General features: G+C 63.9%; 21 protein-coding genes and 1 pseudogene. 12 read left to right on the top strand and 10 right to left on the bottom strand.

The genetic code is table 11. The annotated features are described in order from the left end of the window. The 9 genes from ACM608_RS00700 to ACM608_RS00660 all read left to right on the top strand — a co-directional run bounded on the left by ACM608_RS00700 (position 1) and on the right by ACM608_RS00660 (position 8835). On the top strand, positions 1 to 714 hold the full coding sequence (locus tag ACM608_RS00700; protein WP_007683402.1) for a type IV secretion system protein: 714 nt from the start codon (positions 1 to 3) through the stop codon (positions 712 to 714). Next, complete coding sequence (locus ACM608_RS00695; protein WP_150132838.1) at positions 711 to 929, top strand: EexN family lipoprotein; 219 nt, start codon at positions 711 to 713, stop codon at positions 927 to 929. Before ACM608_RS00700 ends, ACM608_RS00695 begins: the two co-directional genes overlap by 4 nt. Before the next feature lie 21 nt (positions 930 to 950). Beyond that, complete coding sequence (locus ACM608_RS00690; protein ID WP_007683405.1) at positions 951 to 1895, top strand: type IV secretion system protein; 945 nt, start codon at positions 951 to 953, stop codon at positions 1893 to 1895. 336 nt (positions 1896 to 2231) lie between these two features. Then, positions 2232 to 2930, top strand: coding sequence for a virB8 family protein (locus tag ACM608_RS00685; RefSeq protein WP_007683408.1), 699 nt, complete (start codon positions 2232 to 2234; stop codon positions 2928 to 2930). Continuing rightward, positions 2927 to 3784, top strand: coding sequence for a P-type conjugative transfer protein VirB9 (gene virB9 / locus ACM608_RS00680; RefSeq protein WP_007683410.1), 858 nt, complete (start codon positions 2927 to 2929; stop codon positions 3782 to 3784). The genes ACM608_RS00685 and virB9 overlap by 4 nt, the downstream gene beginning before the upstream one ends. Before the next feature lie 3 nt (positions 3785 to 3787). After that, positions 3788 to 5005 (top strand): type IV secretion system protein VirB10, encoded by a 1218-nt coding sequence (gene virB10 / locus ACM608_RS00675; protein ID WP_014072617.1) that lies wholly within the window; start codon positions 3788 to 3790, stop codon positions 5003 to 5005. A 3-nt stretch (positions 5006 to 5008) separates the two neighbouring features. Beyond that, positions 5009 to 6013, top strand: coding sequence for a P-type DNA transfer ATPase VirB11 (gene virB11, locus ACM608_RS00670; RefSeq protein WP_007683413.1), 1005 nt, complete (start codon positions 5009 to 5011; stop codon positions 6011 to 6013). After that, entirely contained in the window at positions 5997 to 7961 is a 1965-nt protein-coding gene (locus tag ACM608_RS00665) for a type IV secretory system conjugative DNA transfer family protein (RefSeq protein WP_007683415.1), read from the top strand. The genes virB11 and ACM608_RS00665 overlap by 17 nt, the downstream gene beginning before the upstream one ends. Beyond that, positions 7951 to 8835, top strand: a complete 885-nt coding sequence (locus ACM608_RS00660) for an LPD7 domain-containing protein (protein ID WP_419681013.1) — start codon at positions 7951 to 7953, stop codon at positions 8833 to 8835. The genes ACM608_RS00665 and ACM608_RS00660 overlap by 11 nt, the downstream gene beginning before the upstream one ends. Positions 8836 to 9052: 217 nt before the next feature. Here the strand turns inward: ACM608_RS00660 and ACM608_RS00655 are convergent, their stop codons facing one another. From ACM608_RS00655 to ACM608_RS00645, 3 genes are read right to left on the bottom strand one after another with little or no spacing between them, the layout of a single operon-like run. Beyond that, a complete protein-coding gene (locus ACM608_RS00655; RefSeq protein WP_419681012.1) occupies positions 9053 to 9820 on the bottom strand; it encodes a hypothetical protein in 768 nt (255 codons plus the stop codon). Continuing rightward, positions 9810 to 12134, bottom strand: a complete 2325-nt coding sequence (locus ACM608_RS00650; protein ID WP_419681010.1) for a Mov34/MPN/PAD-1 family protein — start codon at positions 12132 to 12134, stop codon at positions 9810 to 9812. Before ACM608_RS00650 ends, ACM608_RS00655 begins: the two co-directional genes overlap by 11 nt. Then, positions 12131 to 13279 (bottom strand): hypothetical protein, encoded by a 1149-nt coding sequence (locus ACM608_RS00645; protein ID WP_419681008.1) that lies wholly within the window; start codon positions 13277 to 13279, stop codon positions 12131 to 12133. The genes ACM608_RS00650 and ACM608_RS00645 overlap by 4 nt, the downstream gene beginning before the upstream one ends. Positions 13280 to 13447: 168 nt before the next feature. On the opposite strand from ACM608_RS00645, the gene ACM608_RS00640 reads away from it, so the two are divergent. The 3 genes from ACM608_RS00640 to ACM608_RS00630 are packed head-to-tail and all read left to right on the top strand — an operon-like array spanning position 13448 to position 14866. After that, positions 13448 to 13855: a hypothetical protein gene (locus tag ACM608_RS00640; RefSeq protein WP_419681006.1), complete on the top strand. Its 408-nt coding sequence runs from the start codon at positions 13448 to 13450 to the stop codon at positions 13853 to 13855. After that, positions 13852 to 14349: a helix-turn-helix domain-containing protein gene (locus ACM608_RS00635; protein WP_419681004.1), complete on the top strand. Its 498-nt coding sequence runs from the start codon at positions 13852 to 13854 to the stop codon at positions 14347 to 14349. Before ACM608_RS00640 ends, ACM608_RS00635 begins: the two co-directional genes overlap by 4 nt. Before the next feature lie 10 nt (positions 14350 to 14359). Then, a complete protein-coding gene (locus ACM608_RS00630) occupies positions 14360 to 14866 on the top strand; it encodes a hypothetical protein (protein WP_419681002.1) in 507 nt (168 codons plus the stop codon). A gap of 232 nt (positions 14867 to 15098) precedes the next feature. Here the strand turns inward: ACM608_RS00630 and ACM608_RS00625 are convergent, their stop codons facing one another. From ACM608_RS00625 to ACM608_RS00595, 7 genes and pseudogenes are all read right to left on the bottom strand, one after another. Beyond that, positions 15099 to 15302, bottom strand: coding sequence for a hypothetical protein (locus ACM608_RS00625; RefSeq protein WP_419681000.1), 204 nt, complete (start codon positions 15300 to 15302; stop codon positions 15099 to 15101). A 237-nt stretch (positions 15303 to 15539) separates the two neighbouring features. Then, positions 15540 to 16589, bottom strand: a complete 1050-nt coding sequence (locus ACM608_RS00620; protein WP_419680998.1) for a nucleotidyl transferase AbiEii/AbiGii toxin family protein — start codon at positions 16587 to 16589, stop codon at positions 15540 to 15542. After that, positions 16582 to 17191: pseudogene (locus ACM608_RS00615) on the bottom strand (DUF6088 family protein). The gene ACM608_RS00620 and the pseudogene ACM608_RS00615 overlap by 8 nt, the downstream one beginning before the upstream one ends. Before the next feature lie 178 nt (positions 17192 to 17369). Continuing rightward, entirely contained in the window at positions 17370 to 18482 is a 1113-nt protein-coding gene (locus ACM608_RS00610; RefSeq protein ID WP_419680996.1) for a relaxase/mobilization nuclease domain-containing protein, read from the bottom strand. Next, positions 18475 to 19011 (bottom strand): plasmid mobilization protein, encoded by a 537-nt coding sequence (locus ACM608_RS00605; RefSeq protein WP_031295761.1) that lies wholly within the window; start codon positions 19009 to 19011, stop codon positions 18475 to 18477. The genes ACM608_RS00610 and ACM608_RS00605 overlap by 8 nt, the downstream gene beginning before the upstream one ends. Before the next feature lie 230 nt (positions 19012 to 19241). Continuing rightward, positions 19242 to 20189, bottom strand: coding sequence for a ParB/RepB/Spo0J family partition protein (locus ACM608_RS00600; RefSeq protein WP_007688045.1), 948 nt, complete (start codon positions 20187 to 20189; stop codon positions 19242 to 19244). After that, entirely contained in the window at positions 20189 to 20953 is a 765-nt protein-coding gene (locus tag ACM608_RS00595) for a ParA family protein (protein ID WP_007688046.1), read from the bottom strand. The genes ACM608_RS00600 and ACM608_RS00595 overlap by 1 nt, the downstream gene beginning before the upstream one ends. Between the last annotated feature and the right edge of the window lie 10 nt (positions 20954 to 20963).

The following is a 20963-nucleotide window of genomic DNA, read 5'->3' as shown; positions in this document are numbered from 1 at the left end:
ATGGGTAAGGGCATATACGCAGCACTTGGCGCCATCGCCCTTGGAATGGCGGGGCCTGCAGTCGCGCAAGGTATCCCCGTCTACGACAGCTCCGGCTATCTGCAGGCGCTGGCCACGGTGAAGAACACCCTGTCGATGATCGATCAGGGGAAGGAGCAGATCGCAGAAGCGAAGCAGCTCTATGGCAGCTTCAACCAGGTCACCGACGTCAACGGCATCGCATCATCTCTTTCCACCGATGCCATGCGCCACCTTCTGCCGCGGGAGGCCCGTGACATCAGCCGGCTGATGTCGTCGGACAATGCCAGCCTGGGCTCGCTCGGGAGCTCCGCGACCCGTATCCGGGACGCCAACCGTATCGCTTTGCCGGAATTGCGACCAGGTGCGTCGGCGTATGAGCGCGCTTCCCGCGACAACCTCTTGCGGAACGGCGACCTCGCAGCGCGCGATGCCGCGATCGCGGAGGCGGCCTATGGCGTGTCGGCCCAGCGTACCGCCGGGCTCGAAGAACTGAGAACCTCGCTGGATACGGCTTCGGACGCCAAGCAGGTCATGGATATCCAGGCGAGGGTAGGGGTCGAGAATGCCCATATCCAGAACGACGCCTTGCAATTGCAGGCGCTGCGAATGCGGCAAGAAGCAGACGTCCAGTTGCGATCACAGCGCGAAAGCGAAGCGATACTGGCGACGAAGCTAGAAAGCTTGTCGCAATGACCGCGAGAGCTTTGCTGCTTGGGTTTGCCGCAGCGGGAATGCTCGCAGGATGCGAGCGGGCACCGCGCGGGAAGGACTATCTAACCTCTCACCCGGAAGAGCTCAGAGGACTCGTCAAGGCCTGTGCCGACGGATCACATCCCAACGAACAGGAGTGTTCCAACGCTGAAAGCCTCCGGATTCTCGACAACAAGATGCGGTCGCTTTCGAAATAATCCAGCGCCTTGGAGCTTCGCATGGCCACGGACATGTTCAATTCACTTTACGCGAACGTTGATGGGAAGCTTGATCTTTTCCTCAACGAGCGTCTCCAAAACGTCGTAGAGGTTGTCCGTGGTCCGCTCGCTGTCGGGCTGGTTATCTACATCGCCCTGTTCGGCTACATGGTGATGCGGGGCATCATCAGCGAACCATGGGGTGAGCTATTCTATCGGATGGTGAAGCTCTGTCTGCTGTATGTTGCTGCGACGACGGTCGCCTATTCCGATTGGATCACGACGCCGCTCTTCCACGGAATGCCCGATGCGATCTCCCAAGCTCTCGCCGGTAAGACGATCGACACAGTAGGAGAGGCCTTCGACGACTATTACACTCAAAGTGATGCTATAGTTGCACGGATAGAGACTGAAGCCGCAACGTACAGCGACATTAACCCATATAAACTGGTCCTCTATGCGCTGAGCCTGGGGCTGAAGGCATTAGCTGGGCTCTCGGCAGCGGTTGGATTTGCTATTACTATATTTGCCAAAGTTGCGTTGGCGATCATTATCGCACTTGGCCCCATCTTCATCGCTCTAGCTCTCTTCGAGCCAACGAGGCGTTTTTTCCACGGCTGGCTGGGGCAAGTATTCAACTATATCGTTCTCCTTGCTGTAATCATAGCCATCACGACCCTGATCACAGACCTCGGAGCGGCTGCAACAGCAGCATCTGAAGGCGTCGTGGATACGGCTTTCGGTGCTGTCCTGTTTGCAGCGTACATATTTTTGGGCACGATCTTCTTCTTCCAGGCTCCAGCCATTGCAACGGGAATAGCCGGGGGAGCCGCTGCCGGCGTGGGTGCCTTCGCCGGAACGGCCTGGGGCACGATGGCATCTCCCTTCCGACAGCGTCGCGTCATGCGCAACAGCCGCAACTTGGAGCGCGCCGCTCACCGCGGCGGCACCATCGAAGCGGCGTAGCGAGGCATCTCATGGCTTTTTCTTCACCAATATTCGCGCCTAGCTTCCGCCGTAGCGTCACCTGCCTGGGCGTTGTTCTGGCTGCGCTCGGCGTCGTCGGCTGTGCATCCGGTCCAAAGAAGCTCGCGGTTTGCAATGGCCATCACCTGCGCGACGTGAACATCTATGGAAGCGTCTTACCGGGCTCACCTGTGCCTGCGACCACGGCGCCGAGAGCTGCGCCGCCCATACCGCCGCTATCGCATCCAAGAGACGGCGATCCACCCCCACCGCCCGCCGTGCCTTCCGCGTCATCTTCCGGAGACAAAGTATCGTTCGCACCAAGGGGACCGCATTATGCGAGCTGCTGATGACCGCTCGGAGGCGGTGCCGGCATCGGGGCTGCAGCGCTATTTCCGGGACGCACGAAGCTGGGATCAGGACAGGATCCGGAACGCGCTGCGCTCGACCCGCATCGCTTGGAGCATCGCGGCCATCGCCTCACTCCTGGCCGCGGCCTCGATCTTCGCAGTTGCGGCTCTGACGCCTCTCAAGACTGTCGTGCCCTATGTTATTCGCGTCAACCAGACCACCGGCGCGGTGGATGTCCAGACCGCGCTCACGCAGCGGCCGATGCGCTACGATGAGGCGGTCACCAAATACTTCCTCGCCCAGTATGTGAGAACCCGCGAAAGCTGGATCCCGGCAGCGGCCGAAGAAAATTTTCGGTTCGTGACGATCCTCTCGCAGCCGACCGAACAGCAGCGCTGGGCGCGCTTCTACAGTAGCAACAATGGTGCCAGTCCCCAAAATGTCTGGGGCAAGAACGCAGTTGTGCAGGCGCGCGTGCGCAACATCGCCTTCATCAACGATCGCGTCGCCAATGTCCGGTTCACGCGGACAGTCCAGACCGAGACCGACATCCAGAACAGCGATTGGATCGCCACGATCACGTTCGCCTACGCCAACGCGCCCATGGCGGAAGGCGATCGCTACCGGAACCCGCTGGGATTCCAGGTCGAAAACTATCGTGCCGATCCGGAGGTGATCCGATGAGGGCGCTCTCCGCCGCCATCATTTGCGCGCTGGTGCCTGTAACGGCGGCGCACGCGGTCGAAGTTCCGCGAGGTGGTCCGTCCGACCCGCGCGTCAAGTTCGTCGAATATGAAGAGACCGAGGTCTATCGGATCGTCGGCACGTTCCGGACCGCAACACAGATTGTCCTGAGCGACGATGAGACGATCCAGCACGTCGCGCTGGGCGACACCGTATCTTGGGAGGTCGCCGTCGCCGGGCACATCCTGTTCCTCAAGCCGCGTGAGCGTGCCGGACCGACCAATCTCATCGTCACCACGTCGCGCGGAGGCGAATTGCGCAGCTATGCGTTCGAGTTGACCGCTCGCAGCGGTCCGATCACGGGCCGCAACGGCCAAGCCTATTTTCAGGTGCGGTTCCGATATCCCAGGGACGATGCAGACCGCGCCGCGCGTCTCAGGGCCGCGCAGATTGCCATGCAGGCGGCTGCCCTGGAGAGCCGGGCCGTTCGCGGCGCTCTCGATCATGGGGTCGTCGAAGGGCCTCGCAACATGAACTACAAGGTGCAGGGCTCCAGCGAGCTTCAGCCGTCGGAGGTCTCCGATAACGGGCAGTTCACGGTGTTGCGTTTCCCAGCGAACCGCGAGGTGCCGGCTATATATCTGGTGCGACCAGACGGGTCTGAGACGCTGGTTCCCTTCGACGTCCGTGACGAATTCGTCGTCGTCCATCTGGTGGCGCGTCAGCTGCGCCTTCGGCGGGGCGGCGAGGTGCTGTGCATCTATAATCAGGCGCCAGAACCCTATGGGGTCGATCATGGGACGAACACCGGGTCGCCCCATGTCGAGCGCACCATCACACATCCGCAGGAATGAGCCATGGTTGAAGATCCATCCTCCGTTTCGCGCCCTCTGCCGAGCGCCGATCTCACGCCAGAAAAAGACGAGATCCTGCACGAGCGCGGTATCGAGCCGATCGGGGGGATGACGCCTTCCAAGCGTAATACCGCCCTCATCTTTGCCGGCACGGCGATGGTACTCGGCATCCTGTGGGTTAATTCCGGAACGAGCCAACAGGCCTCCAATCGTGACCTCACTGCACCGGGCGGGGCGGCCCAAGAGCGGCGCGATATCGTGGCCCGGGAAACCGTCGATTACGCGGCGGTCGCGCCGCAGCCGAGACCGCTCGGCGCAGGCGGGAACGATCCCAACGCACCGGTGCTCAATCCCGCAGCCGGGGTTCCTGGCCCCGACGGTCAGATCGTCCCTGCCATGCAGCCCGGTGCAGCGCCCGGCCCGTCAGGCGCCCGGCCGAACCTGGCCGACCAGGCGCGACGGTCGACACTCATCGCCTATGGCGGGCGCGATCTCGGTGGAGAGACCTCGCAAGGCCCGGCGGCGGCCTCGAGCGCGCAACCGACCGAAAATTCAGGAACGCCAGGGAGTACGGAGGGCGGTGCGCCCAATGCGCTGGACTTGCTGCGACAAAGCTCAGCCGTAGGCGAAGCGCGAGCCTCGATGCTCCCCAATCGCAATTTTCTGATCACTGCGGGGACATTGATTCCCTGCACCCTTCAGACGGCCATCAATTCCGCACAGCCTGGATACACGTCCTGCCTGATTCCACGGGACGTGTATTCCGAGAATGGCCGGGTCGTGCTCATGGAAAAGGGCACGCGCGTACTCGGCGAGTATCGCGGGGGCATCCAACAGGGGCAGAACCGCCTCTTTGTGCTTTGGACCCGGGCGGTGACGCCACAAGGCGTCCGCATCGACCTTGCCTCGCCTGGGTCAGACGCGCTCGGCCGCGCCGGGCTCGCCGGAGCGGTCGACAGCTTCTTCTGGGCACGGTTCGGCGGCGCGCTCCTACTCTCGCTCGTCGATGACGCCGCCTATATTGCCGGGCAGGCCGCATCGAGCGGCAACGGCAATTTCAACAATGTCACGCGTGCGCCGAGCGAAGGGGCCGCGATCGCGCTCCAGAACAACATCAACATCCGGCCGGTGCTGAAAAAGAACCAGGGCGAGGAGGTCGGTATCTTCGTCGCCAAGGACTTCAACTTCGCCGATGTCTACAATCTGGAGCTGCGGCGGTAAGCCATGCGCGATACCGCCGTCCTCCGCCATTATCTCGAACCGCTTCTTCCGTTGCTGGAGCCGGATGATGTAACCGAGCTCGTCATCAACCGCCCGGGCGAGGCGGGGATCGAGGACCGGCAGGGGTGGCGATGGCATGAGTTGCCTGAACTGGACAGCGAGTGGCTTGGAACGCTCGCCGTCGCCGCGGCAAGCTTCACGCACCAGGACATCGATGGGCAGACGCCGATCTGTTCGACCGTCCTCCCAGGCGGCGAGCGCTGCCAGATCGTGATCCCGTCGGTGACGCCGAGCGGCTGCCCGTCCTTTACGATACGCAAGCCCTCGACCGTAACCCTGCCGATCGACCAGCTCGCACGCGCTGGCCTCTTTGACACGACGCGCGCGAGCGCCCGGGACCTTACCGAAACCGACGCCGAGTTGGTGGCACTTCGCGACGCGGGCGACTGGCCAGCCTTTTTCAAGGTCGCGGTCGCCGCGCGCAAGAATATCCTGGTCAGCGGGGCGACCGGGTCCGGCAAGACGACCTTGGCGAAAGCGCTTATCCAGCTCATCCCGCCCGACGAGCGGCTGCTTACGATCGAGGACACGCGCGAACTCATCGTGCCCCATCGCAATGTCGTTCACATGGTCTATTCGGGCGAAGGGCAGGGCCGTGCGAAGGTCGGTCCCAAGCAGCTGCTCGAGAGCGCGCTGCGCATGCGCCCGGACCGGATCCTGCTGCAGGAGCTGCGCGACGGCACCGCCTTCTTCTACCTGCGCAACGTCAACTCGGGGCACCCTGGGTCGATCACCACCGTCCATGCTGGCTCTGCGGCGGGCGCCTTCGAGCAGCTGACATTGCTCGTCAAGGAATCCGAGGGCGGCCGCGATCTCGCGCGCGATGATATCCGCGGACTTTTGCGAATGCTCATCGATGTGGTCGTCCAGACCCGGCGCCATGGCGGTCGCTTTGAGGTCGAAGAGGTCTACTTCCACCCGAAGGTGGGCGATGCCGGTGCAGCGTAACTTCTGGATCATCGGCCTGTCCGTTGCCGGCGGCACCTTATTGTGCTGCGCCATCGCCGTGCCAGTTGCCCTATTTGGGATGGGCCAGATCGGCCCGAACACCGACATCACGGCCTTGCCCGCATGGTTGTGGTACTATCGGGCGGACCCGCTGCTTATTCTTTGGCTAAAGCGCGGGGCTCTGGCGGGCGCTGTTGTGGTCGGGCTCCTCGCAATCGGGATTCTGCGCCGCGGGCCGGCATTGCACGGCACCGCCCGGTTTGCGCGCGAAGGCGAGATCCGGCGGGAGGGCCTTCGCGACGCTGCCGGCATCGTTGTCGGCCGCAAGGCTGGACGTTTCCTGATATTCGGCGGGAGCGAGCATGTTCTGCTCGAGGCGCCCACGCGAGCGGGCAAGGGCGTGGGCGTCGTCATTCCCAATCTGCTGACCTGGCCAGATTCGGTGATCGTGCTCGACGTGAAGCGGGAGAACTGGGGCGCAAGCGCCGGCTATCGGGCACGGGCCGGCCAAGCAGTGCATCTGTTCGATCCGCTCGACGCGGAGGGGCGGACGGCGCGGTACAACCCCCTGGCGCACATCAGGCGGACTGATGACACCGAAGTCATCAACGAGCTGCAGAAGATCGCGGGCATGCTGTTCCCCGCGCCCGAGCGATCCGATCCCTTCTGGGCGGAGGCCGCGCGAGCGGCCTTTGTCGGCGTCGGCGCCCTGGTCGCATCCAACCCGGGCCTGCCCTTCACCATCGGCGAGATATACCGCCGCCTCACGAGCGGGGATCCCAAGAGCGACCTTCCCGCAGCGCTTCAGGAAGCTCGCAGGGTGGGCCAGCGCCTCAGCCAAGCTTGCGTGTCCGCGATCCAAGATTTCACCTCGGCCTCGGACAACACCTTTTCCGGGATCAAGCAGACCATCACCGCACGGCTCAATCTCTGGCTCAACCCCATGGTGGATACCGCCACCTCGGAGAGCGACTTCGACCTGCGCGAGGTGCGGCGTCGGCGCATGTCGATTTACCTTGGCGTGTCGCCTGACAATATCGACCGCATCGCGCCGATCTACAGTCTGTTCCTGCAGCAACTCGTGGATCTCAACACCCGCGACCTTCCTGAGGGCGCTAGCAATGTCCCGGTCCTGGTCCTGCTCGACGAGTTCGCCAGGCTCGGCAAAGCCTCGGTGATTGCGAGCGGCTTCTCCTACGTCGCCGGCTATGGCCTGCGCCTGGTTCCGGTCATTCAGAGCCGATCCCAGCTTCGCGCAATCTACGGTCCCGATGTCACCGACGAGATCATCGCCAATTGCGGCCTCGAGGTTGTCTTCACGCCTAAGGAGCTGAAGGTCGCGAACGAACTTTCCGAACGGCTCGGCTTTTTCACGATGAACGTGAAATCCCGCAGCCGTACCATCCACGGGCTACTGGCGAACCGGAGCATCTCGGAATCTGATCAGCGCCGCGCGCTCCTGCTGCCGCAAGAGCTCATGCAGCTGCCGAAGAACGAGCTCCTGCTCCTTCGCGCCGGCATCCCCCCAATTCGAGGGCGCAAGATCGCCTATTACCGGATGCCGCGCTTCACTCGGCGGGTGGTTGCTCCGCCTGTGCCGTCCGCCCGTCCAATCGCGGCAATGCTTTCCCCACCTACGCCGGCTTCAGCGCGGCAGGGCGCTGGTACACCCGGTCTGAGCGGCGCCCCACAGCAGCCGGCGACAAGCTCGGGCGAGACCATACAGGAGGAAATTGTGATGCGGGAAATGACCGACGCCGAGCTGGCAGGTGCGGCCAAGATCACGGATGACATGCTGGTTCTGGGCGACCTGGCCGAACTGCCGCCCCCGGGCGACGAGGCCGCCGCGATCGCGTTCGTGTCGGCGATGGTCGAGCGGGCACTTTTGCCATCGGTCGGGCAGCCATCCACATCCATTATCCAGGAAAGGACAGCCCATGTCCGCTGAGAAGTCCGAGAATTCGCGGGGCAGCAAGAAGCGCGCCAATGCCATTTCAATCGGTGAAGGTCAGTCGGCACCCCGTGCTGGGAAAGACACGCGTGACGACATTCCCAAGGATCCCGACACCCCTAGTAAACACAAGGATCGGGCCGGACTTCAGCCCCGATCTGTTTCCGCCGGCGACATACCGGAGCCTCTGCAAAAGCGTTACTTTTCGTCGACCGGCAAATGGTCGGGCGAACCGGCCTACTTCACGACGGCCCAGGCCAAGGAGCCAGCTTTTCGGGACCAGGGGCGGCGCCTCGTCACGTCAAACGAGAGTGAGGAGGTCGTGCGTGATCTCGTCGCCATCGCCCGGCATCGCGGGTGGACGAATGTTCACGTCACTGGCAGCGAGGCCTTCCGCCGGGCAGCATGGCTGGAGGCCAGCCGCCAAGGTTTGGAAGTTCGAGGATATCGCCCGAACGAGCGCGATCTGCAGGAGCTGGATCGCTTCAAGCTTGGCAATAGCCGCAACAGCATCGCGCCGGCGGCCGTTCGGTCAGTCAGCCGGGAGTCCGGCGGAGATCAGTCACAGGCTCACGAGCGCTCGGCTCGATCCCGAGCTGCGGCGTCCGGGGGCAGAAACGAGCGAGCCGCACAAAGTCAGTTGCGGGTGATCGAAGCCGTGGTGCGAACCGCACTGTTCGACAATCCCGAGGCGATCTCGCGTGTGATGAAGGTCGCGGCCACGAAGCTGCAGGGGCACATCGAACAGGGTCGTCAAATTCGTTCTGCTATGGTCAGGGAAGGGCGGGAAGGGAAAGTTGTCGGCGCTGAGCTCAGCCGACAAGAAGCATCGAAAGTTCGTCCGACTATTCAACGGTCTCGCAGCCGGTAGGTGCTTTCTTCATTTCACGCCGTTCAGATGCAGGCAATCCGACGCTTCATCGAGCATTTACGTTTTGCCGGATCGGCGGGGGGTCTCGGTTGAAGACTATCGGGCCCTGCAGATGATGACCCGCATAGCGGCCTTCGTTGCTCGATTGCGGGTTCGGATCCATCTCATCGCGCAGGATGATATCCTCGCATGTCCCCTTGTTCGCCGATCGGTCCTGTTAGCGATTTTGCGCTCCATTCGCAGCAGCGGCGGATGCGGTTACATCGCTTTGCGCCAGCAGCCGCTGAGCGTAGGCCAACGAGGCATCTTCAACGAAGGGCTTCGTAATATAGAAAATCCAGATCAGCGTCACCAGCGCCAGCCCGCCGCCCAGCATGACGCCCGTCTCGAGCATCGGTGATGCCCACCCACCTCCTCGCCAAACCAGCGCGACGTTCGCCGCCAGCGCGAGCGCGAGGATGGCCAGCGCGAACGGCTTGAGCCCCCGCAAATTGCGCCGGAAACCATAAGCGATATTCTCGTCGAGCAGCAGCGACTTGTCGGCATTTTGCCGCGTATGCTCAAGCAGCCACATGACCGCAGAGAGATATTGATCCTGCGCCTTTGCAGGATCACGCCGTTCCTGCTGGACGGTCGGGAGTACGACACCATGGCTCGAAAGATAAGCATGATACCGGGCCTTCGTCGCCGCGGGCAGCTTCGGATCGGCATGGCTGAGGAGCTTGGCACTGTGGGGGCGGCCGATCGCCGGCGTCCAGCGCGCTTCAAGGCGCCGCCCACGTTGACGGGCGAGCTGTGCCAACAGAAAGGTCACGCCGCAGGTGACAAGCAGCGACGCCAGGGCACCGAACAGGCTCCAGATTTTTGGATACCAGATCGCGATCGACACCAGGATCGGCAGAATCGTAAAAAGCGCCGGGCGCAACCTTGCGTTGCGATCATAGCGATCGAAATTGAGCTCTTTCATAACCGCATCAAGTGCCATTGCTTTCGCTCCCCCTCGCCGCCGCCATGGACAGCACTTTGCCGCCGCCCACCGCTTCGGCCGTCAATGCGCTGTAACCTCCAGGCGTATGGATCAGCATGAGCAGCGGCCCCAATTGGTGCGTTGCCAGCAACGACCCTGTCGCAATATCCGTCCCTGACGGACCGCTCGGCTGCAGGTGGCTATGCCAGGTCCCGACCACTTGCAGCGTTCCGCGACTGGATTGAACGAGCGAATCAATCGACGTCTTGAGCCCGCGCGTTCCCAGGACAAACTCGGCGGCCGAGCGGGTGCTGTCCTCCGGCGCCGGCAGCGTATCGACGACCTGGAAGCAATTGCCGATCTGCGAGAAACGCCCGATCAGGACACCGCCGGTTTCGACGCCCGGCCATCGAGCGATGTCTGCCTCGATCGCCGCGTGAACCCGGGTGTGGATACGAATTGCCGGCTGGTCGGGTGTTTGGCGTTCGACCACGATCCATGGCGCCGCCGCATGGCGCGACCATTGCTGGCTGACGCCATCATCGCCAAGCCGTCCCAGCCGGACCTCGCCGCCTTGCGGCAGACCTTCGCGCTGTCCCTCGGCGACCACCATCGCCATGGACGCGGTGAACGCAGAAAGCTGCGCATCAGACAGCGCGAAAGAAAAGGTCGAGCAGCCCTGGCCGATCTGGATCGCTTCGGCCTCGGCGCTGAAGACGATCTCGGCAAGCCCGGCGTCCTGCCGGATCACATTATACGCCTCCGCCATCAGATCGCTGGCGTTGGGATTGGCGCCGGCTCCTTCGATCCCCACGAAGGCGGCCCTGCCGGCCCCCAACAGGCAGGTTTCGACCAGCGGCGGGCGGCCGGCCCAATCGGCATGCCCATAGACCTCGCGCAGGACCGCCGAGCCGGTCGTGTTGACGATCATGGCTGTCCCAGGCGGTGCGACCACGCTGCGGCCCTCGGCGCGGAGCGGCAGAGCAAGTGCGTCAAGATCAAGCCGCCTGGGTTCGAGGGCGAGACTGCGCACCATCTCCGCGACGCTGTACGTCTTCGATATCATATAGAGCGAATGCCGCTCGCCATCGAAGGGCAGCGCCGCATGGCGCGCGAAATTGTGCGGCTCCAGCAAATCACGATCGACCAGGACACCCGGCGCCCGACCGGCCCGTGTGAGGTGAAGCGCGAGCTTCGACCCCACGCTCCCGCAGCCAATCAGGGTCCATGGTGGTGTCGCAGCCGCCGGATCATCGCCCGAGGTGCGCCGCAGGACCGCCACCGACGGCGTGTCACGATGACCCAGAAGGCGGACCGCCGTCTCCGGATTGAGCAGGTCAGCGCCCTTGGCGACTTCAACGAGGTAGCCGCAGGTCTCGATGCTGCTGCCTGTGCCGACCACGACATACGGTCGCCGGGGCAACAGCAGCACGACGATCGGGACGATGATGCTGATCGGCTGCGCAGTCAGCCGGGATGCGACATGCTTGAGCTTGGCATCCAGAAATTCCAGGCACCCGTACTCCGCCGCACGCGCCCGCAGATCGGCCAGCGTCGCGACGTCCTCGGGCCTGTAACCGTCAGCTACTTGCAGCTGGCCGTCCGGCCCCTTGCCGGCCCACGCCGCGATCGCCAGGCCGAGACCGCTGTCCTCGCGAGACCTGAAATTGCGCCGCGCGAAGAGCCGCGTGTCGTTTGGGCCGAAGGGACCCGGTTCGATCGGAACATGCAACCGATAATGGCCGATGTCGCCGCGGGTATGGATGTACGGGGCCCACATATAGGCCGCGCCGCCCTTGCGCTCGACCAGAGCGTGCAATGCGGCCGAATCGACAACCGAAATATCGTGGATATGGTCGCGCCGGACCGGCTCCCAACCCGCCGCAGGGTTGTTGAGTTCCAGCGTCGAAGCCTTCTCCAGCCATTCGACCAGCTGATCGATCAGCCCGATGAAGCCGCGGGTCTGGATCAGTTCGCGCGGACTTCCGGCGACAAGGCAGGGGACCGGCGGCGCACCAGCCTGCGCCGGGTTGAGATGTGGATGTGACCGATCGAAATCCGCACGAAGCTCGATCAGCGGCGCCGACACGGGATAGAGCGACGGAAACGTCACCGTCACCGCCTCAACCACCTTGACGCCGATGGGACTTTGGCCTGCGGCGCGCCACGCCGCCGGCATTTCGGTGCGAATGTCGATCGCGCAGACAAGCTCATCGTCTTCGCGAGCGACAATCTTCACGCCGACAACCGAGGGGTGCACACTTGCCTGACGCAGCGCGCGGGCAACCTGGATGGGGATCGGCGCCGTGGGCGCTGCGCTCGATTCGGTCACCCGTGAGCCAAAGCCTCGGAGCCAACCCCGGTCGCGTAGAGGCCGGCGCCGATCAGGCTGGCCCGCTTGAGCTTGGGGCCGGCCCAGTTGGTCTCGATCACCAGCGGCTCGTCGCCGCCGCCGTCCGATACGCAACGGAACTCACCGCCGACGGGCTTCACGATCGCCACATATTCGCGCTTCGCGCGGATGCACGGCGGATCATTGTCGTCATCCTTGACGGGATTGGAACTGGCGATCACGACCGCACCCGGGCGAGCCTGTGCCAATGCAGACCGCGCGTCGGACGATACCTTTGCCTCCTCGCGCTTCTTGGACCAGCTGTCCCAGGACAGGCTGCGCCACGAGCAATGGTGCGGCGCGATCAGGATGTCGTAGGCCAGAACCTCGGGGGCCAGCTTGTGCTTCGTCCACAGCCGCTCCCAGATCGCTACCCCCGCGTCGCCGCCGACCAGATAGCGCGCGGCCTGCGGCTGGGTGCCGGACGCGAGCGTCAATTGGATAATAACGCTCGAGTCGTTCTTCGACAGCACCTCTTCCTCAGCTTCGTCCGCGGGCGGAAGCGGCCCCAGCAATCGCGCCGAGAAGCTGCCGTCAAAAGCGCCGTCGATCGTCGAGAAGGTCTCGTCGACCTTGATCAGGATCGCACTCAGGGCATCGGTCTTGCCGTCGATATCCTCACCCAGGACCTTGATACGGTCCCCGGTGTTCGCGAAACCCCACTGCTTGAAATAGGCGACGCGGCGGCGCGCCTCGGTGGCCCACGCGGCGGCGTCGTCGCACAGGATGTGCGACTTGCGGTTGGCGCGGCGGAAGATGATCGGCGACGACCACATTTCGCGGATGAGGATCTTGTCGCTCGACTTTGACCAGCCTTCCGGCGTCCCGAGATGAAAATGATTGCGCAGACCGCAGATGTGGTCGGCATCGGGGTGCGTCAACAAGAAGGCATCGACATAGAGGCGGCCCGCCGCATCCCGCTTCAGCCGGCTGCGCAGCTGGGCCGCGACATCGGAGGCCTCACCGTCGGGATGGTCCGCGTCCGCGCGGATGCGGATGTCGATCAGAATCGTACGTCCGCTTTCGAGCTCGACGAGGGTCATGTCTCCGTTGCCGACTCGGAAGTGGGTGGTAGTTGCCGCCATTTTTGAATTCCCTTTCAATCGCTTGCGCTTCGGCGGCGCCCTGTCTCCCTGCTACGAGAGCGTCGTCTGAACATTACATATACCTAATGTTAACCAGAAAATCCAGTATGCCGCTTTGCGCTGGACGGTCGCGGCCTTAAGTTATAGATTAAGCCATCGAGGTGGCGATTGGATGCGGACGAGCGCATTGCTGGTGAACTGTATGAGGTCCGGTTGTCCGGCCGGCGCTGGCGCATCGCCATGCGAAATTCCGATTGGGACAAGCTCAATACCGCCGTTCCCGCAGATGCCCATTTTCGTCTGCGCAGCGCGCTGGACCACTTTTGCGCCCATGGCGGCGACAATCTGCCCGAGCAGCTTTTTCACCCCGTCCCTGGCGCGCAATCCGCGCGGTTGGAGGAGTTTGTCGCGTTCGGCGTCCATGTGATCGGTCGCCGCGCCACCGAAGAGCCGATTCGGACTTTCTTTGTGACGGAAGTGCGTGGCGCTGCCGCCGAACCCGCGGCGGCAGCGCCACGCGCGGTTCAGGGCAATTTGCCCTTCCATCACAGCCATTCGAGAGGAGCAGAACGATGAAATCACAAGAGGCCAACAGCATCAGCCAATGCGATGCCGACACCTATGCCGCGAAGGCGGCCGAGGCCGCGTTCATCCTGCTCGCCCAGACCGAGATGCAAAAGATCATGAATCGCAAAGGCCTGCGCTATCGTGATCTTGCGCGGCGGATGGGCGTGACCGAAGCGCGCGTGAGCCAGATGTTTGGCGACACGGCTACAAACCTGACGATCAAAACGGTTGCCCGCGTGTTCCATCAGCTCGGAGAAACCGCTTATCTGACCACACTCGAAGAGTTTGAGCGGCAGCTCGCAGACGCGCGCGGCGCGCAGGCCGACGATGCACACCGCTGGACCGTGATCGGTCTGGAGTCCGATAAATTCCAGATGGCAGGCGACGTTGCACTGGCCGATGCGCCGACCGTTGCCGACGTACCAGCTTCGCACCTTTCTTTTGAGCGCTGGCTGCGCGCCGAGGCAGCACTACCACGACGCACCGCTGCTGCAGCCGCTTGAGGAGCACGACTTGGTCCAGGATCCTCACGCAGCCGACGCCACCGTCTACAACAATCTGGTGTCGCGCGCGCATCTCCGGACGATCCGGCTGACCACCAGCAAGTTCGAGCTGAAGCCGGAAGCGCTGGGGCTTGATCCCGATGGCTGGCGCAACGGCATTAGCGCCGCCTTGGCGCACAGCTTCCTCGAGGCGGAATCGGGCTCGCTATACGGCATATTCGCTTTCGATGTGGTTTGCCGTCAGGGACGCAAGCGCGTGCTCGGCATCAGCGCGACCTACCTGACCAACTACCGGGTGGAAGGCGATTGCGATGGCGATGCCTGCGAACTCTTTCTGGAGCGCGTCGGAAAGATCGCCACCTATCCTTATTTTCGAACCCTGGTCGCCACTCTGACCTCGCAGGCAGGGCTGCTCATGCAGCCCCTGCCAATCATGGGCGTCGCTCCGCGCAGCATCGAGGGTGCAGGCATCATGGATGACATCGGAACGAGAAAGCCTGCCTTGCCCAAGAGTTGAACACTGTCGCCGGGCCATATCCTGGCCCCGGGCCCAAACGATAACGAGGCGATGAACGAAGGACAGCTATTAGGGGTGTCAAACTGCTCCTCGAACGACCGCTTTGCCGAAGGATTTCGGGCGCTTGTTGAAGGTGACCCTGCTACCGCTGCTGCGACCCTTCTAGTTAGCGTTCTGCATGAAGCGCCCGCCCGCAAAGGGGGGCTCGGCCAGCCCCTTTGCTATCCGCCCATCACGCGGGTGGATTGATGTCGGCCCAGTAGGTGACTTCTTCCAGGATATGCATGCTGTCGGGATCTTCCCAGCCTTCGCGGTCGCTACCCCATCGCCCGATCACAGGGAGGTCAACTTCCCAGAGCAGCAAGCGACGGCCATCTTTCCGGTCTTCCGGCAAAGTGCCGATCGGCTCCCAAGGGATGTGCTTGGCGGTGATCATGCAGTTCCCTCGCTCGCTTCCATTGGTGCCGCATTTAGCCCATTTTTGTGCAGGCGTGAAACTCAGCTGGCCAACGCCTGTCGGGTTTCGGCATCCCACCTGAGAACAGCAGCTTTTCGGCTGAGCAGCCGCTCGCTTGCGGGATGGTCGGCACGGATTTAACATAATCTATGTTATCAGTCTTTTATCGTTGTATTTCAATGTGTTAGACTGGTGGCCTTTTTCCGGTCCCTGGCATTAACGACCATTGATCGTGACTTCGATCGCCGCCAGTCCTTCCATAAGAGCATCGAACTTCGGAGGCGCGGCCATGAACATGTCCGCCATCGCGCTATAGTCCCGCTCGAGCTTTTCCCGGGTCGCGCCATCAGGCGACAGGCGCAACGTTCCAATGAGGGCCGTCTCGTAGGATGCCGACTTGTCGGCGAACATCAGGCTCTTGTTGTGAACCACCTGTTCCAAGAGCTCGATCCGCGCCAGCGCTTCGGCCGTGACGCCGGCCTGGTCAAGCATCAGCACGTCATAATAATGGCGCGACATGCCCTCGCGCAGCTTGCCGTTGTGATGGATGGCATGAAGGATCGTGATCTTTTCCCAGAAGGTCCGCGCGACGGCGAGCGTCGGCACCTCGGTCACCGCATTCGGCAGCTCCTCGGGAAAATCCTCGGCCAGATAGGATGATATCGGTCGGAGTTCGAACGGTTCGGTGTCGCCGCGGGCGCCAAATTCGAGCTTGATGCGCGGCTTGATGTAGCCGCTTTCGTCCGCACCGCCGTAGTTCTCGCCATAGGCGAGCCCGTAGCCCGAAGTGCGCGGGTAGACGAAGAGCAGCGTTTGTTCGTCCTTGTCGTCGGGATCTAGGGCGAGGCTCCAACCCTCGGCTGTGCCGAGAGCGGCTTCGATTTCGCGCGCCAGGAGCGGCATTGCGACGGTCGCGACATAGGCCTGCGCCGCCGTCTTGAGCGCCTTGGTCCGGCGCTCGCGTTCCTTGCCGGTAATGTCGCTGTCCATCGGCGACGCAACGTCGCTGAGAAGCGGTGCCGAGCGGCTGATGGTGAGGTCGATATCTTCGGAGAACCGCGCAATGATCCCATAGGCCTTCGACAGCGACGTTCCGCCCTTGAAGGTCATATGACCGGCAAGGTCGGGGCACATGATCAGGCGGCGCAGCGTCCAGCAGACCCAGAAATCCTTCTCGATGATGATGAGCGTGAGGTCCCGCCGCGCGGCGGCTTCATCAATGTAGGCCCGCCGGTCCTCGGCGGGTCTGCGCGCGAACTCATCCATTGCGGGCGGCGCCGATCTTTAAGACGACGTCGCCCATCCATCCGGGCATCTCCGGCCGGGCCTGGATGAGCATCCGCATGTCGCGATCATCGAGCCGCGTTGCGAAGTGCCGGATCTTGCCGCTGTCGATATTGTCCTTCCCCAGATGCGCGAGCGCCTGCACGACCGCGTTGACCGAGTTCAGGCGCATTGTCGAGCACCGGTGCGCGGCTGTGTTTGAGCGTCAGGCTGCGCCCGCCCGCTTGCCTGACCCGGGACCGCCCGGTGGTGGCATAGCTGGCCCGGGCCGGCACCTGGGTCGAGAGGCCGAGGTTGTTGGCTGCCGTCGCTCCGGACGGCGCAAGTTTGTCCCCGCTCTGCGTCGAGAGAGCCTTGGCGACATTGGCGGGATCGGGACTAAGATCGCCGAGCTTGTCATGCTGGCGTGGATAGTCATAAAGGCCTCGGCCGATGCGCCGGATGTCGCCAGCGCTCGCGAGGCGCGACAGCGCCATGTCGACCGACCCGCGCGTGCCGAAGTCGACGAAGTTCTTGGGCGTGAACACCCAGCCGCGGCCCTTGCCGCGCACACGCTTCATGATCCGATCGGCTACCGCAGACATTGAATCGATGCTCCTCCTTGTTAGATAATAACATGGTTTTTTCTAACAAGCTATGAGCCCGATCTTACATTGAATATTCTTGTTTTTCCGGGAAATTCCCTCCCTCATAGATAGGCTTGCTCCCTTTGTCGGCAAGGCTGGAAAGCCGCCCGAGTCGCCGAAGCCGGCGCGGCCGACATCATCGCTCGCGGTCCCGGCCTTGCGGCTGCCGCTCGTCCGTCCCCGCAGAGCCATCCTGCGCCGGGCGTGTACGATCCTGCGGCCGCCGCGCCGCTTGCAGGATCTCGCGCGCGCGAGCGAGGCGCCGCGACACCGCCGGCGGCATGTCCGCCAGGAAGCCGGCGATATCGTTGGACAAGGCATGATCGTCCGGTTTCCCTGTGCCCGCGAGCGCGACGGCGGCCTCGGCATAGGCGCCGCGTATCTGCTTCTGGCGCGCCAGCGCCATGACATCTTCTGCGCGGCGCTCCTGGTCGGCCCCGCGCACGAAGCTTTGCGCCCGCAGCTCGTTCAGCTGCTCGAGATTGAGCCTGCGCCCCTCGGCTCCGAGCCGAGCATCGAGATGGAGCGCCGGCGAGCGGACCCGCTTCTGGACATGGCCGCGCGCGCGCCGGGGCGTCGCTTCCGCTGCGACACCGCGCGCGCGCAATTCGTGCGCGAAGGTCTCACGCATATGATGGAGGTCTGCCTTGCGCGGATTGAAGCGTCTTCCGTCCGCTCCCTCGGTCGCCACCGTGAGATGGACGTGCGGATGATCGGTGTCGGTATGCAGCGCCAGCATATAGCCGTGGCTCCCCTCGAAGAGTATCCGCGCGAAAGCCTGTGCGGCATCGTGAAGCGTCTCGGCGTCGGTCGATCCGCCCGGCATCGAGAGCACCAGCGACAGCGACGTCGGCCGCTCGCGCCCATGCTCATTCATGGCTTCGTCCAGCATCGCCCAGTCCTGGGCGATCGCCTTGAGCCGTCCAGGCTCGGTGATGACCTCGCCCTCGCTTGATCGAACGGCAAGCTTCCCGTGACGCGCCACATAGCCGAAATGCTCGGCGACATGATGAGCGCCATATTGCTTGCCCGAGACCTTCACCATCACCTCGGGCGCCTTGCGCACGATCCGCTCAAGCTTGGCGCGCGCCTCGGCCTGGCCCATCGACATCGGCCGTCCGGCCCCGCCCCCGCTTCCGCCCGGTTTGATCCGAACATAGGCGCCGCGCAGGGTCCGCTTGCCGCCTGCCGGCGGCCGCCAGGCCTCCATCAGGCTGGGAAGCGGGAGAACCCCCTCCTCCTCACGCATCGGCCATGTCCCAGTAGCGAAGATCGCCCTTGAGCGCGGCCCCGAGACCGGCGAGCGCATCGACGATCTCGGACCTAAAGCTTGCGACCCTGGCCGCTTCCCGCGCGACGTCTAGCCCGGACTCGACCATCACCGAGGCGTTGAGCGCGCGGGTCGCCTGGTTGAGGTTGATCCCGATCCGGTTGAGCTCGCGCCACGCCTGCGCGACGGCCGCCCGCTCCTCGCGCGGCAAGGGCGCGTTTGCGCGCAAGCGCCGCGCCAGCAACGTGGTGATCCAGTCGGTACGCTTCATCCCCAGCACATCCGCCGCGCGGTCGAGCGCGGCGATCTCTTCCGGGATCAGCCGAACCTCGACCCGGCAGGTTGCGCGCTGGCGGGCGCGCGGCGCCTGATGCCCCTCCCCCGCCTCCATGGCCAAGGCGTCACCGATCAAGCGGCGCAGCAGCGCCGAGCGGCCGCCCGATACCGCCGCGAGCGCGGCGAAACGCTGGGCGACATCATCGTCGAGCCGAAAGGTGAGGACGGGCATGTCGCCAACGCTATTGTCATACATCCCCGGCGCCAAGCCTATCCGGCCCTTACCTTTACTCAACTCATCTTATAGTCTGCTTGGGCAGACTATTGTTCTTCGGCCAGCGAACCCCTCTCGAACACCGATCGTCCGCAGCAAGGGGCGGCGCCTTCGGCGCCGCCCCCGCCCATCGACACGAAAAGGGCCGCACCCCGAAGGGTACGGCCCAAACCATCGTGCAAGATAAACTACGAACGCGGAGGAGGCGGGTCAGTTGTTGGCAAGGCCTCGCTTCTCTCGCCGGTCGGACCGATCGACGAGGCAGCGACTTCACGCTCGCGGCCATCCTCGAAAATCACCGTGACCAAAGGCGCCAGCGGGAGCCACGCAGGGAAGCCGTCGACCAAGACCGGTAGTCTAGGAGATCGGATCGGCGCGGAGGGTTTGTCCGTGAGGCCCGATCGAACCGGATCGCGGTCGGTGGGGGCCAATGGCTGTGCCACAGGCGCCCGCGGAGGGACCGGCGCCGGGTGCGTCTGCTTGAGTTCGGCGATGAAGCGCGATCCTGCGGCGAGCGTTGCGCCGGCGTCGCCCCAGCTGGCGACATAGGCCTCGACCTCGGCAGGGTAGTCCCTCGCCGTCCGGTGCAGATCATAGAGAAGGCGAATAGGCGCAAACGGCAGGGCCGCCTTGAGATAGGCCGGCATGTCGCCATAGGCGGCATAGAGCGAGACGAACTGCTTGGATCGGCCGAGTGCCGCCGCGATCTCGACCTGGTTCATCCCGCCCTTCAGCATCCGGGCGATCGCATGGGCGAGCTCGACCGACGACAGATTGGCGCGCTGGTCGTTCTCGACGATCTGGTCGGCCAGCAGTTGCACTCCCTCGCCGACCGGCACGACGATCGCGGGGATCGTGGCAAGGCCCGCCAGCTGCGATGCGCGGAAGCGGCGCTCGCCCAGACGTATCCGGTGCATGCCGTTCGCGTCGGGCGGCGTAACCGTGATCGGCTGCAGCACGCCGCGCGACGCGATCGAGGCGGCCAGCTCGGCGAGCGCGTCATCGTCGAAGCTGCGCCGGGGATTGCCGGGGTCGGGCAGGATGCGCGCAAGTTCGATATCCTCGACCCGGCGCGCCCGTTCATGGTCGCCGACAAGAAGTCCGAACTCCTCGATGCGCTCGTCGAACTTGCCCATCAGGCGGCCGCGACCTCCTGGCTTGTCATGCGCCCCTCGATCTCGGCGAGCACCGCGCGGATCTCCTCGGCCGCCGCCTTGGCGCCGCTGCCGGTCTCCTGCCATACCGGACGATGATTTTCCGCGGCATGCTTGTAGGTCGGCCGCGCCTTGATGAAGGCCGGGAACATGAGCTTCTCGCCGACCGCATGCGCCAGCTTCACCGCATTCTCCATCTCGCGCCGGTCGAACGGATTGACCATCGAGGGGAGGAGCCCGAGGAAAGCGATCTTGCGGCCGGCGCGCGCGGCCTCGGCCTTGCGCAGCGCGGTCAGCAGCATCTTGGCGCATTCGACCGAATCCTCGGCAACCTGCACCGGCGCGATCACGGCATCGGCGACCGCCATCGCGCTCAAGGTGAGCTCGTCCCACTTGGGACCGGTATCGATAACGCAATAGTCGAAATGCGGGCGGAGCGCCGGGAAGCGGCCGATGAAGTCGCGCACATCCTGCGCCGCCTTGACCATCTGGAGACGGGGATCGGCACCGAGCACGGTTAGCCCGGCCTGCCCGTCGGCGCACAGGGCAGCGGCAGGATCGAACAGGTCGGCGGAAAATCCGCCTTGCCGCTCGGCGCCCAGGCGCCGCGTCGAGCTGCCCTGCGGGTCGAGATCGACGAAGGCGACGCGGCGCTCAGGCGGTTCAGCAAGATACCAGGCGAGATGACTGGCGAGGAAGGTCTTGCCGACCCCGCCCTTGAGCAGGCTGACGACGATCGTCTTCATGACCGCGGCA

It is taken from the genome of Sphingomonas sp. ID0503, from assembly GCF_048565625.1.
In the GTDB taxonomy this organism is placed as follows: Bacteria; Pseudomonadota; Alphaproteobacteria; order Sphingomonadales; family Sphingomonadaceae; genus JBLZUR01.
This window is presented reverse-complemented; position numbering and strand designations above follow the sequence as displayed.